9 protein-coding genes are annotated in these 13,556 nt (G+C 39.3%); all 9 read right to left on the bottom strand.

Features of this window, described 5'->3' with window-relative positions; translation table 11 throughout:
- Window positions 1-43: 43 nt before the first annotated feature.
- The 9 genes from AN34_RS12240 to AN34_RS12195 all read right to left on the bottom strand — a co-directional run bounded on the left by AN34_RS12240 (window position 44) and on the right by AN34_RS12195 (window position 13,439).
- The gene (locus AN34_RS12240) at window positions 44-1,633 is read right to left on the bottom strand and encodes an SLC5 family protein (RefSeq protein ID WP_029285795.1); all 1,590 of its coding nucleotides are present in this window, start codon (window positions 1,631-1,633) and stop codon (window positions 44-46) included.
- Window positions 1,634-1,994: 361 nt separating this feature from the next.
- Window positions 1,995-3,080 (bottom strand): Gfo/Idh/MocA family protein, encoded by a 1,086-nt coding sequence (locus tag AN34_RS12235; RefSeq protein ID WP_029285793.1) that lies wholly within the window; start codon window positions 3,078-3,080, stop codon window positions 1,995-1,997.
- Window positions 3,081-3,186: 106 nt separating this feature from the next.
- Window positions 3,187-5,697: an L-rhamnose mutarotase gene (locus AN34_RS12230; RefSeq protein WP_029285791.1), complete on the bottom strand. Its 2,511-nt coding sequence runs from the start codon at window positions 5,695-5,697 to the stop codon at window positions 3,187-3,189.
- 3 nt (window positions 5,698-5,700) lie between these two features.
- Window positions 5,701-6,597: a sugar phosphate isomerase/epimerase gene (locus AN34_RS12225; protein ID WP_029285789.1), complete on the bottom strand. Its 897-nt coding sequence runs from the start codon at window positions 6,595-6,597 to the stop codon at window positions 5,701-5,703.
- 6 nt (window positions 6,598-6,603) lie between these two features.
- Window positions 6,604-8,016 (bottom strand): hypothetical protein, encoded by a 1,413-nt coding sequence (locus tag AN34_RS12220; protein ID WP_036677124.1) that lies wholly within the window; start codon window positions 8,014-8,016, stop codon window positions 6,604-6,606.
- A gap of 379 nt (window positions 8,017-8,395) precedes the next feature.
- Window positions 8,396-8,689 carry a GIY-YIG nuclease family protein gene (locus AN34_RS12210; protein ID WP_029285783.1) on the bottom strand — a complete coding sequence of 98 codons (294 nt, stop codon included), beginning with the start codon at window positions 8,687-8,689 and terminating at the stop codon, window positions 8,396-8,398.
- A gap of 104 nt (window positions 8,690-8,793) precedes the next feature.
- Window positions 8,794-9,930, bottom strand: a complete 1,137-nt coding sequence (locus tag AN34_RS12205) for an exo-alpha-sialidase (protein WP_029285781.1) — start codon at window positions 9,928-9,930, stop codon at window positions 8,794-8,796.
- A 93-nt stretch (window positions 9,931-10,023) separates the two neighbouring features.
- Window positions 10,024-10,689 carry a DUF3826 domain-containing protein gene (locus AN34_RS12200; RefSeq protein ID WP_029285779.1) on the bottom strand — a complete coding sequence of 222 codons (666 nt, stop codon included), beginning with the start codon at window positions 10,687-10,689 and terminating at the stop codon, window positions 10,024-10,026.
- A 104-nt stretch (window positions 10,690-10,793) separates the two neighbouring features.
- The gene (locus AN34_RS12195; RefSeq protein WP_231625544.1) at window positions 10,794-13,439 is read right to left on the bottom strand and encodes an alpha-L-rhamnosidase; all 2,646 of its coding nucleotides are present in this window, start codon (window positions 13,437-13,439) and stop codon (window positions 10,794-10,796) included.
- Between the last annotated feature and the right edge of the window lie 117 nt (window positions 13,440-13,556).

Raw genomic sequence — 13,556 nt, 5'->3', positions numbered from 1 at the left:
TTTGAAAAAATGAGATTGCTTCGTACCTCGCAATGACGTAAATTTAATGTCCATTAAAGAAGATATAAAGTACAACCATCACTACCGCAAGTGCTGTCCACGAAATCCAGACTATCTGACTAGGCTTTTCGATGTTCGCCTGATGTTCATCATTAATTTTGTAAATACTCGGGCTTCGGTCTAAAAGTGAAATAAGGATAGCTATAATAAGTAACCCTGCGAAAATATAGAACGAGAGCATCAGATAGTGTGGCCAAAAAGTGTATTTATCGGGTGGTAAAATCCAGAGGTATGTAATTCCTGTACCCAAACTCAAAACAGAGCCCATGGATAGAGTAAAATTCACCGCTTTTCTTGTGGTTTTTTTCCAGAACACCGTTAACAGGAACACCACTGAAAGCGGCGGCGCGATGAAGCCTAAAACTGATTGGAAAACATCAAACAGATTTAAGCCTTTAATATTGTCAATGGCCAGAACCACAATTACCGCAAAAATACAGCCTGCAACTACTGTTAAGCGACCGATGTTTATGATTTGCTTATTAGTAGCCTGCGGATTAATTTTCTTGACATACACATCCATTGTAAAAACGGTACTCAAAGAGTTTAAGGAAGAACCAATCGTCCCCACTAAAACTGCAATTAAAACCACAATTACCAAACCATTCATCCCTGCAGGAAAAAGGTTGGTCACCATCGTCATGTAAGCTTCATTAGGATCTTTAAGATTTGGAAATAAAACATAGCACAAAATTCCTGTGATAATAAACAGTGGTAAAGACAGCAATTTTAACCATCCAATAAAGCTCACGCCCAATTGCCCTTGCTTCAAATTCTTTGCGCCTAAAACGGATTGCACCATCGACTGGTCGGTACAAAAGAAGGCAATAGCTGCTACCGGATAACCCAACAGAATGGCATACCATGGGTATTTTGGGTCGCTGGCAGGTTGAATGAGGTTCCAGAAATGACCAGGGGTTTTAGCATACAAAGCAGAAATTCCACCCACTTTATGCAAGCCTAAAAGCGTAAGAGATAATGACACGGCAATCAATAAAATCATTTGAAAAACATTCACTTTTGCAATGGCTTTTAATCCCCCGAAAAAGGTAAATAATCCTGCAAAAGCCACTAAAACCGTAACCGATTGCCACATGGGGATGCCCAGAATTTGTCGGACTAAAAATCCTCCGGCAAATAAGCCTAATGATAACCAGGAGATTAAAATCTTTACTAAGGCATACCAGGCCAATATATTTTGGGTAGAATCGCCATAACGGTTCCCCATAAATTCTGGCATGGTGCTTACTTTTGCTGACAGGTATTTCGGAGCGAAAACAATGGCCAGTAAAAACAAAAAGATAAAGGCATACCAATCGAAGTTTACCGCAACGATGCCTGTGGTGTAACCTATACTGGCAAAGGCCAGCAACATTGATGGACCGACATTTGTGCCCCACATATTAAAGCCAATACTTGCCCAGCCTAAAGATTTATTGGCCAGGAATAGCGTTTCATCTTTGTTCTTATCTTTTGAAAAGCTTGCCCGGTACCCGATGATGACCAAAATAATAAGGTAGGCGATGACGATGAGGTAATCTAAGCTGGTTAAACGTTCTACAATGTTTCCCATTGGTTTATTTGGTTAGGTTTGGTTGCTATTTATTATACGCTCTGCATTGTGAGAGACGAAGTAATCTTAATGCGTTCGCTATTTTAACCCATAGTTGTAGGATTGCTTCGTGCCTCGCAATGACGATTCTACTCGAAGAATCGTCTTCCTGAACTTGATTCAGGATCTTTCTTAAATAGGTGCTGAACTAAATTTACTACGTAGCTTTCCGCTGCGCTACAGGTCAGCATGACGATTAGGTTGATGATCCTTATAAAATCCGTCTTTGCGAAACAAATCCTTCATCTGCTGAAACAATCCTCCTTAAGAGTCTACAAAATAGATTGCTTCGTCGTCCCTCCTCGCAATGACGACCTATCTTTTACAAGCCTATCGATTCCCTTGTAATATGATTTGCTTTCAAGATCTCATCAATTTTTACTGGCAAACCCGTTTCAATTGATTGATCCATCGCTTGTAAAAGTGCCACCGTTCCGATTCCCTCTTTCAAATCAGGATAGGCAGTAAATTTATTGTTGATGCTATCTGCAAAGTAATCCAGGTAGTTTTGGTATTCACCTGCATGGTGACTTTGCCCTTCGAAGCGGAAATAGTGTTTTAAGGTAGAGTCGCCCCAGGTAATAATCTTTTCTTCGCCAGTTTTTGTGGTTACTGAATAACGTAGTTCATGATAATCGGCCTGACTAGCACCTTCCGTGCCACGTAAAATGCAACTCATTCCACTATCACGACTTGCTGGCTGGGTTGGCCCGGTATAAGCACCACTCACTCGTGCAATCCTGCCATCTTTTGCCTTAAAAATGAAGTGCATCGTATCCTGATTTTTCAATCCGGCTTTTAATCCATTGCTACTCAACATGCCGTAGCCCATTACCTCTTCAATGTCTGGCATATACCAACGGATAAAATCAACCGGATGACTTAAACCGCCGTACAACCATTTAAATGATTGTTTGAGTGACCAGCCTTTCTCTAAAAACCAGCGGTGATCTGCATGATAATAACTTTCTATTGTAATTAATTCGCCGATTAAACCTTTATCGAAATCTTTTTTCTGGCGCATAGCAGGCTCAAAAAAGCGTGAACTCTGACCTACAAAAATCTTCTTCCGTGATTTTTTACTCAATTCTAAAAGTTCATTAGCCTGCGATAAATCATCAATAAAAGGCTTGGTACAAACCACATGCTTACCATGCTGCAGCGCCAGTTTAATATGTTCAACATGCAAGTGGTCTGGCGTGTAAATCGCAATCATATCAATTTTATCACTGGTTAACATATCTTCGTAACTGGTTGTCCAGTTGTGGAAATCGAATTCTAAAGCACGTTCTTCGCAAAGTTTCCTGTTGACATCGCATATTTGAATGAGCTTAAATTTCTTGCTCGCCAATGAAGCAGAAATGGTACTTCTGCCCTCTCCTAATCCTAAAATCCCTAATCTTAACATGATCTTATTTTTTGTTTATTCATAAGTCGTCATTGCGAGGAGGAACGACGTGGCAATCTTCTCCTAATAAGATTGCTTCGTGTCTCGCAATGACGAGTATTTTAATTTAATCTATTGGTTTAAAGAAAACCCAAACCTCACCAGGTTTTGCACCCTCAATTCCTTCCTGGTATTTTTTCATTATTGCATTCCATTCTTCTACTCTTGGATTGTTTTCCGTGGTTTTAGGATTTAAATCATCCAATTTTTTTCCTTTCGGAATACTGATGATAAGCATGAGTTGTCTTTCATTTTTAAAAATCGCTAACCGCTGAAATTCAGCATTACAGAATCCTTTTGAAATCTCCGGCCATTTTTCAAACTGTGTTTGATGATAGGCCAGGTATTCTTTTTGCATTTTTTCATCCTTTACCAAATTGGCCGATAAAATAATATGATCCCATTCTTTTACAGGTTGATCACCACAGTTCTTTTCTCTGTTGAAATCATAAAAAAGATTATCATAAAGTTTAATTTCAGATGCGTTTAGGCGCTTTAAAGTCTGCTGTAAACTTTCCACTTTTAGGCTTGAAGTATAAATCACCAGGCGATTATTCCACTTGTAAAATGATGAAGGCAAAAGGTTGTTTTCTTTAGCAAATTCATTTAGAGTATTATTTCCTGGTAAGTCATTTAGTTTAAATATTAACTCAAACACGACAGATTTATCTTCTGCGGTGTTGATTCCCCTATTTGAATAGACAGATTTTTCTTTTAATAAATATTGAAACGGTTCCTCTAATCCAGCATTTTGCTTGATGTGATCTGCAACTTTAGGTCCGTTGTTTTCCCAAAGATTATCTGGTCCGTTGGCATTTTGCAAATACTTTTCAGTTGGTGTCCAATTGTCTTTTATGGTAAAGTGTGATGAACCCTCATCAGTATATAAGTAAAACCAATGGTCAGGAAGATGGGCATAAGGCGCCTTATAAATGCTATCTATAACATTCTCATTAATAACAGACTCTGGCTGTGCAGATAAAGTATATATTCCTGCAACATCATATAGATGTTTGCCATAATGATGGATGCTGTTTGCGCTGATGATGTTGTTCTTCATCGCATTTTGCGACTTCGTCCATCCCCAACCCATACTAACGCCAGAGTAGGAAACATCACAGATTTCATTATGAATAATTTTGATTCCACGAACGTAACCCGCACCAATTCCAACCGCTCCCCAATCTTCATTGGTTACATCGATAATCAGGTTATTTTCTATTCTGTCATCCATAGAAATTTCTCTTTTGTCGAAAGGATTATATGGCAAATGCACCTCAGTTGCCTCATCAGAAAAGGTTCCGATTAAAATGGCAGCGCCACCAATATCTTTAAATAAATTACCTGCTATTTTATTATCTGATGTCCCGTTTTTGAAGTCTAAGCCTGTAGATGCAAGATGTTCAAACCGACATGACTCAAACGAAGTATTGTTCACGTAATTCACTTTAACCGCTGCTGCTGGCCGGCCAACCCAGGCTTGATTTTCCAAAGCAGCTTTATCTGGCGTTCCTGGAATTTTTAGTTTATAAGCATCGAGCATGTACATCCCTGCCTGGTGCGGCACGTGGCCTTGTTGTGATGGTCTTAACCAGGTTGAATGTTCGAAAGAGATATTTTTGAAGCTCACATAGGAAATCGGGTGATCAATTGTTCCCTCAATTTTAACCAGATTTTCAAGCATTGGTGCCACTACATCTGCTTTAAGCATATTTTCTGATGCACGCGGCCAGTAATAAAGCTTGTGATGTTGAAGATCTTCAAACCATTCGCCAGGCTCATCTAAAAACTGAATGGCGTTTGAAAGGTAAAAAGCAGAATTTCCGGTTTTTTCAGAAATCCATGGTGCGGGCCAGGGATGTTCTGACTGAATTCTGCTTTCAGGCTGCATAAAAGAAAGTTCTGCAGTATCTCCAGCTACTTTGATCGATTTTACACGAAGATTTGCAATTGCCCACCATTGGTGAATCAGCATTTCCATACCTTTAATATTCTCTAAATTAATATTTTTTGAAATGGGAATTTTACAAGTCTGATTCTTTTTATCCCAGGATAAAATCCTGCCCATCTCTTCACCGTTATAGTTTTTTGCCCTGATGGCTTTATGTTCATTCACCCACAACTGTCTGAATTGTAAATCAAGCCCACCGAAATTAGGCAAATCTGCCACCCAGACTTTCCCTAAAGATGCTTTTGGTAATCCAGGAACAATTTTATTCAGTTTACTCCATCCATTAATTTTTACACCACCACTTAAAATGGCTTTTTCTCCTTGCAAAGCGATGATTTCTGTAGGACTATCTGGCGTACCTGAATCTTCTGGTCGCAGCACGATGGATTCATCCAACTGATATATACCTTTCCCCATGATAATTTTGATTCCATCTTTAATTGATGGATCTTTCAAACGGCGCAATTCTCTTGCTTTTCTAATTGCAGCATGCAGTGTTGCCAGCGGTTTTTCTTTGGTACCCAAGTTAGTATCGAAGCCATTTATGGAAACATAAATATCTACAGCTGCTGCGTTGAAGTGCAATAAACTGAATATCAATAAAAAGGTTATACTAATCTGTTTCATAAATTATTCAGCTTGAAAAACAGACTTTAAATAGCTTGTATTGGCACTAAAATTATATTTCACGTTTGTGGGTTGCGCAGCATCTCTACTTCTTTCTACCACTAACCAACCGCTCCAGCCCAAGTCATCGAGCGTTTCTTTCACTTTATAAAGGTTTATTTTAGGATCATTTTGCAACCAAACACCATCTTCATTGGTTGCATGAATTTGAATGATATTTTTTCTGCCCAAAATTCTTAGCTCATCATGCAAGTTTCTGCCATTTTTGATCGCATTAGAAAAATTGAAATAGCTTTTTACATTTATGGAACCAACCTCTTTCAGCAATTTCAATTCACCAGTTGCATCCAGGGCCGATTCTATTCCGATAACAATGCCTGCTTTTGAAGCCATTTTCCCGGCAACTTTTAATCTATCGATGATGGGTTGACGCAATTCAGGATTTTTAACCAGATCACTTTGTACGCCTAGAGGCAAAAACACCACTTTAATCCCCATGGATTTTGCGGTGTCCAGGCAATCTTGAATCATCTTTTGATAAGTTGGACGTGTAGCAAAAGACTGTGCATAAAAACCCGTCATTGCCAAAGAACAAATCTCCAAATTCAAATCTTTGGCTTTATCCAAATATTCTTGCCTTACTTTAGGGTCGGCCAATTTATTATCAAAAGTTTCTCTGTTGCCCAAACCACCCATATCAATCTCTAAACCATCAGCACCAATCTCTTTAGTTAGTGGTAATGCGCTCAATTTCTGGCGTTTTAAAATCATCAAATCGATTACAGCAACTTTATATCTTAATTTCTTTTCATTAGCCATAAGCCATTGATTTGAAATCATTAAAGATCCGGTAAGCAAAGAAATACTACCGATAAAAGCTCTTCTATTTTGATTCTCCATCTCTATCTATTTCGTTCCGTAAAAGGGAAACAGTTTTTCTAAATTTTCAAATCCTATTATTGCATTTTTCGGCAACTTTTCGCCTTTGTCTCCAAAAACATAAAGCGCATTTTCTTTTTCGATAGTCACCTTGCTTTCATCATATTTACCTGTTTTATCTTTCACAGCAGCACCATTCAGCTTAAAGTTTTTGATCAGGAAATCATAAAGTGCAATGCGTTTATTGATACCGAAATCATGCTTCTCAGTGGGCAAGTGAACATTTTCTACCTTATCTTCTGCAACATAATAACTGTATATTTTTTGCAGGTAAGGAAAATCGTGTTCGGGTGTATGCGCAGTCCAATCGCCTCCATCTGACACTAATAATTGCGGTCGCGGGGCGGCCATTGCAGCCAATTCTACATTATCTGTTCCTCCGCCACACTGGTGAATGGGCATCCCGCTTTCGCAGGGGCAACCACCATAAAAATAGGATGACATCGCCACCACCGGCGCACTCAATTTAATTCTGGCATCTATTGCGGTCATTAAAATGGAATGACTTCCAGCGCCTGAACCGCCGCTGATCCCTACTCTGTTGGTATCAATTTCTTTTAAGGAGCTGAAATAATCCAGGATTCTGATTCCACCTAAAGTTTGTACAGTTTGCGCTAAACTTCGGCGATGGTCTTCATATTTGAATTGAAGCATCGATTCACCCCAGGCAAACAGATCATAACTGAAAGCCATGGCACCCATCCTTGCAATTGTTGCACAACGAATCTGGCAATCTGCACGATAGCGTTGTTTCTCCCAATGCCCATCAGGACTTAACACAAGCGGTATTTTTCCTTTGATATTCAATGGTTTATAGAGTGACCCATTGATCCAAACACCCGGTAAAATCTCTAAAGCAATATTCTCCACAGCATAACCATCGAAGACTCTTTTTGAAGTAATAATAGCTTTTGAATTGGGTTTTTCCGGGAGCGGAGATAATTGTAATGCCTGATAAAGTTGAGGTTTTATGGAATCCTTTCTTTTTTCCCAACTCGTTTTATCATGGTATTTTGATGCTAAATTATCCAGGTAGGCCCATCCATCCCGCACTTCCCAACGATAATATTCATATTCTTTGAGCTTATAAACACCGGGCTTTTCTTTGTTTACTTTCATATCCAAAGGTGTAAGTACATTTACCAGGGTCTGATCCACATCTGCACGAAAACGCCAGTCGGCATAGTTTACCCACTTGTCTTTTACTTGTGGCGCTGAATATTTTATCTGGACTTTGAAGCGAGTTTGAATATCTTGTAAAACATCAATCAGTGGTTTTTTGTAAAGGTTATCGGTGTTTTGCGTTTGGGCTGAGAGGTTGCTTACATATAATAAAGAGGCAATTAAAAATATAACTAAATATTTAAAGCACCTGCTCATTATTGCAAAGTTTGGTGTAAGCGGGAAGAAGAAATCTGACTGCACTGAATGAGATTGCTTTCCCGATATCTCGGGGCAGGCTGTTGTGCCTTCTCGCAATGACGATGAGGTGATAGATTGCCTCGATAACCCCAAACAAGTTGTCGTCATCGCGAGGCTTGATTTTTCATCAACCGAAGCAATCTCCCTCGAAAGATTAGATTGCTTCCCTGAAAAGTCGGGGCAAGCTGTTGTGCCTCCTCGCAATGAAGATAAGCTGAGAGAGTGCATTGATAAATCCAAACAAGTTGTCGTCATTGCGAAGCCTGGCCTGTGCGAGCTGAAGCAATCCGACTTTGTTGAATGAGATTGCTTCGTGCCTCGCAATGACGAAAACATACTACTCCAATGTTTCAAATAAGTCATTCCAATTCGGATTAAATTCATTTATTAATTTAAGCTTGGCAAGTCTGTTACCGCCCTTGATTCTTTTTTCTTCGTTAATTGCTTCTTCAATATCCCAGAAGAAATTGTAGTAAACCAATTTATAACATTTGTATTTCGAGGTAAAGCTTTTAGGATATTGATTATTTATATGCTCATATACCCTATTCCTCAAATCAGAGGTAACACCTGTATATAAAACCATATGATTTTTATTAGTCATGATGTAAACAAATCCACCTCTTTCCATTATTTCTTATTTATTTTAAAAAAAAAGAGATTGCTTCCCCGAAAAGTCTGGGCAGGCTGTTGTGCTTCCCAGCAAGGACAAATTCTGTAAATGACGTGCTAATCTCATGACTCCTCGCTTTTAGTTTCCGTGATTACTGGGGCAGTATAACCTTTCAATTTAGGCCAGATCCCATTTTTTATCTTCCTTAATTTCATCTTGGATGGATCTACCACTACATGTTTAATCTTCTGTCTCCGCCAGGTATAAATAAAATGCAGCATGCCATCTGCGGTTTGAATCACTGCCGGATAAGAATACTGACTAATTGGTGAATCTTCTAAAATTAAAGCAGCCGACCATTCTTTACCATCTTTTGAAATGGACACATTTAATGGTGTTCTGGCACCTTTAGCTAAATCGCCAGGAGGCAAAACATGATTATAAACCAAAACATGTCGACCATCTTTCATCGTCATAGCATCTGTTCCTGAATTGTTGTTTGGCAAAGTCGTTTTAGTCATCGGCGTCCAGGTTTCGCCATTATCTTCCGACGATGACTCTGCAATAGCCCTGTTTGCTGTTCGGGCTAAAATTTGTAGTTTACCATTGCCATGTTGCAAAATACTCGGCTGGATTGCTTTAAGTCCGTTTTCTGCTAGTGGGCCAATGGTTCGCCAGGTTTTTCCATGATCTGAGGTGACCTCAAAATGAATCTTCCAGCCATCCCCTTCGCGGCTGGAGGGTGCAAAAAGATTTCCATTGCTTAATAGTACAGGCTTATTTTTAACCGGACCGATATAGCCATCGGGCAATTTGGTAGCATCAGACCATGTAATACCGCCATCTTTAGAAGTTTTCATCAACCCCCACCATTCAGATGGCTTTGGTCCAATTTTATAGAACAAAATCAAATCACCCCCAGGCACCTGATAAAGCACAGGGTTCCAGGTCGGTAATCGTTTCCCATCAGGCAGAATGCCATTCGCCACCGAAACTGGCGCTAACCATTTCCCATCAATAAAGCGGCTGATATAAATTTCCACATCAGGATTTCTTTCTTTAGTTCCGCCAAAAAACGAAGCAACCAAACCAGTTGGTGTTTCGGCAATAGTAGCAGAATGACACGATGGAAATGGTGCTCGATCGTATAAAAACTCTTGTTTTATAATACCTGCTTGCCACTTTTCTACTTGTGCGTTGGCGGTAATTGATAATGCGAAAACAAGTCCTATTGTGGTGTATATTTTTCTTAGTTTCATAATTCTTTCGCTTCGCGGATGATTACACTGATTAATTGATTTCACAGATTTGTTTTATACATTCAAAACTGCGAACTCCAAACTGAAAACTTTTTACTGCTTTGCCTTACTCGCTTTCTCTTCCTTTATTTTCTTAGTATAAGCACTGTAAAGCGCCCTCCAACTTCTGCCATTGTTATTTAACATTTGTTCTGATTTCGTTTTATAGATTTCGAAAATTGCCGAGATCTGTTTCATATTTTTATAGTCCACGGCCTGTTCTCGGGCTTGTTTGAGAAAGGATAAAATCTTCGCTTCTTCATCTACAGTTAAATCCGGAACGATCGCTTTGTAACCCTTCATAGTGAACTCCACTTTCCCAATGGTGTATTTATCCAAGATAGTTTCCACTTGTTCTGGAGATAAGTTTTTATTGAGGCTTTCCATTAATGCCTGATGTACGGTTGATGGAATGGCCGAATCAGCAATAATTTGTTTATCCAGATCACTTAATTTAGTTCCGGTAACAGGATTTATTCCATCTGGAACAGTAGATGAGGGGTGTTCGTTATGCCAGTTTCTTATGGTGGTTAAATGAACTGCTATTGCATTTTCGGCAGCCTGTTTTTTAGTGGCATCGGTTAAATTTAATGCTGAAATCCATTCTTTTGCTTTGGAAAGCATTTCTTCAGGTATAATCAAGTCTTTGGTCTGACTGAATGCATTTACCGTGGTTAGCAGTAAAATCAATAATATGAATGGCTTTAAAAACTTTCTCATAATTGTATTTTTTTTCTTGTCATTGCGAGACTGATTTTTCATCAGTCGAAGCAATCTCTAATAGGAAAGATTGCTTCGTGCCTCGCAATGACGATTTATTAATATTATTTCCGTTGCACCACTACAAAAGCATAATCGCCGGAGCCTACCTCGTAAATCGCTCTACCATTTTCCATTTTTATATATTTTAAATCCTTTGCGGATGCCAATTGCTCCGAAACTTCATTTTTATTCCTTGCAGGAATATAAATCATTGCCGTCGTGTTTGGTGGAATGGTAACATTCCATTTCAACTGAGTTGCCGTTTTAGTGTAGTTGCTTTTAATCAAACCATAGATGGAATGATAGCTGGCATTTACAGAGTTGAGTCCGTTAATCATTTCTGGCTTCATGGTGATGGTTTTAAAAGCGCCGCTTGCTGATTTAATTCCTGCCAGGTTTTCATAATACCAGATCAGTAAATCGCCGAGCATCATCACGTGATTTTGAGAATTCATTTTCGGATCGGCAGTATTGCCATTCCATAGTTCCCAAATCGTTGTTGCCCCATTTTCAACCATGTAACCCCAGCCAGGATAGGTTTTTTGTGTGGCAACGGTGTAAGCTAAATCCGGCCTGCCATAATCGTTCAAACAACGCATCAACCATTGAATCCCGACTAAACCATTACTAAGGTGGCCTTTGTTGGTCACTTCAACTGTGTAAGTGATATTTTTGAAAACCTGCTCAACCTTATCTTTTGGCACCATCCCGAAGTAAAGTGGAATAACATTATCTGTTAGGGCGTTAGTTACATAATATCCCTTATCGTTATAATATTTTTGATTAAAGGCATCCTTAATTTTATCGCCCAAAAGCTGATAAATTGCAACATCTTCATCCTTACCGATTGCTTTTGCAAATTGTATCATCAGCTGTGTGAAATGATAATAATAGGCCGTAGAAATCAGTTCTGATGGGTATTTTTTATCTGCGCTTTTGCCTCTTCCAAACTCAATGGTAATCGGCGGCATACACCAGTCACCATAACTATCTTTGGTTAAAACATAGTCTTTCATGTAGCGATCCTGCATGTAAGCCAACCACTTTTTCATTGCCGGATAATTATCCCGAACTGCAGAAACATCGCCGGTTTGCTTATAGAGCATTTCCGTAACTAAAAGCATGGCACCAGGCCAAGTCATGTTGTCGCTGTAGTATCTCCAAAAAGCAGGTGCAACATCTGGAATGGCACCATCTTCTTTTTGCGAATTTCTAATATCCTGGAGCCATTTTGCGTAGAATCTTCCGTTATCAAAAACGAAACTTTCACCATAAGCAACTGCACCTCTATCTCCCAACCAAGGCATTCGTTCGTTTCGTTGTGGACAGTCAATCGGAATTCCTTTGTAATTTCCGGCGATTCCCCACCAGGCATTTTTAAAAATTTGATTGGTTAATGCATCCGAAGTTTCAAATGTTCCAACGGTTTTGATATTGTCATAGATCATTTTTCCGATAAAATCGTTAGTTGAGGGTTGGTAAGCATATCCCGAAAGTTCTACATACCTGAAACCACGATAAACAAATGTCGGCTCCCAGGTTTCTATTTCCCCACCTTTCGCCGTATATAAATCGGTACACTTCGCATTGCGAAGATTGGTGGTGAACAATTCGCCATTCGGCTGTAAGGATTCAGCAAAACGCAATTTAATCTGTTTTCCTTTTTGGGACTTCACTTTGATTTGCAACCAGCCTACCATGTTTTGCCCCATGTCTAAAATATACCGCTCGCCAGGAAGTTTTTTTATTGATATTGGCTTCAAGGTGTTCATTACCTTGATATTTTCGTTCATTTGTGCCTCAATCGTACCATTTGGTTCTTGTACAAACTCGGCTTTTAACCATTTGCTATCATCGAAACCAACTTTGTTCCATCCGGCAGCTTCTTTCGTAGCATCGTATTCTTCACCATCATATTCATTATTTGCTCTGATTGGTCCATCTGCAGTTCCTTTCCAGCTGCCATCTGTATCTATATTTGCTGTGCTTCCGTCGCTATAAACAATGTTGAGGTTCATCAGCAGTTTCGGGAAACCGAATGTTTTGATTTTATATGGCTTTTCATTCTGACGCATAGCGAAGAAACGGCCATTGCCTAAAATAGCACCAACAGCATTTTTACCATTTTGAAGATAGCTCGTAACATCGTATGTGTTATACTTTACGTTTTTAGTGTAATCTGTTGGAGAGGGCGCCATAACATCTTCTCCTACTTTTTTCCCGTTGATATACAGTTCATATAAACCCAGGCCAATGATAGATGCCGTTGCATATTTAACCGTTTTTGTGCTTTGAAATTCCTTTCTGAAATACCTGGCGGATAAACGGGAATCGGTTTTAATATTATCCCAGGAAAAAGCCCTATCGAAGCCAATCCAACCTTTTGGCCAGTCTTTATAGTAAAGTAAACCCATTGTCCACGATTGAGTTGCAGACCATTTGCTTTCTCCGGCGGTTGTCCAGATTTTAACTTTCCAGAAACAGCGAATTCTACTGTTAAGTTTACTGCCGCTATATTTAACATGCACGGATGCTGAAGAATTTACTTTCTCAGAGTCCCACAGATCGCCATTGTTTTGGGCGAGTTTTTCTGCGGAAGATGCCACTAAAATTTGATAGGCTTTTTGTCCTACATTTCGATTTTTTGATACCATCTCCCAACTTAAGCGCGGTTGCGTGACATCAATACCTAGGGGATTGATTAACATTTCGCATTTTAGATTTTGCACACCGACTTGTGCAACCACTCTCGAAAACGGAAGCAACCAAATGCTGAAAATTGTTATGTAAAATTTAATATTCATTTCATCTTATATATTGACCAT

It is taken from the genome of Pedobacter sp. R20-19 (assembly GCF_000708265.2).
Taxonomy (GTDB): domain Bacteria; phylum Bacteroidota; class Bacteroidia; order Sphingobacteriales; family Sphingobacteriaceae; genus Pedobacter.
This window is presented reverse-complemented; position numbering and strand designations above follow the sequence as displayed.

Excerpts from the sequence above, each read along its gene's own strand:
- AN34_RS12240 (WP_029285795.1), bottom strand. The coding sequence starts at position 1,633 with ATGGGAAACATTGTAGAACGTTTAACCAGCTTAGATTACCTCATCGTC.
- AN34_RS12235 (WP_029285793.1), bottom strand. The coding sequence starts at position 3,080 with ATGTTAAGATTAGGGATTTTAGGATTAGGAGAGGGCAGAAGTACCATT.
- AN34_RS12230 (WP_029285791.1), bottom strand. The coding sequence starts at position 5,697 with ATGAAACAGATTAGTATAACCTTTTTATTGATATTCAGTTTATTGCAC.
- AN34_RS12225 (WP_029285789.1), bottom strand. The coding sequence starts at position 6,597 with ATGGAGAATCAAAATAGAAGAGCTTTTATCGGTAGTATTTCTTTGCTT.
- AN34_RS12220 (WP_036677124.1), bottom strand. The coding sequence starts at position 8,016 with ATGAGCAGGTGCTTTAAATATTTAGTTATATTTTTAATTGCCTCTTTA.
- AN34_RS12210 (WP_029285783.1), bottom strand. The coding sequence starts at position 8,689 with ATGGAAAGAGGTGGATTTGTTTACATCATGACTAATAAAAATCATATG.
- AN34_RS12205 (WP_029285781.1), bottom strand. The coding sequence starts at position 9,930 with ATGAAACTAAGAAAAATATACACCACAATAGGACTTGTTTTCGCATTA.
- AN34_RS12200 (WP_029285779.1), bottom strand. The coding sequence starts at position 10,689 with ATGAGAAAGTTTTTAAAGCCATTCATATTATTGATTTTACTGCTAACC.
- AN34_RS12195 (WP_231625544.1), bottom strand. The coding sequence starts at position 13,439 with ATGTTAATCAATCCCCTAGGTATTGATGTCACGCAACCGCGCTTAAGT.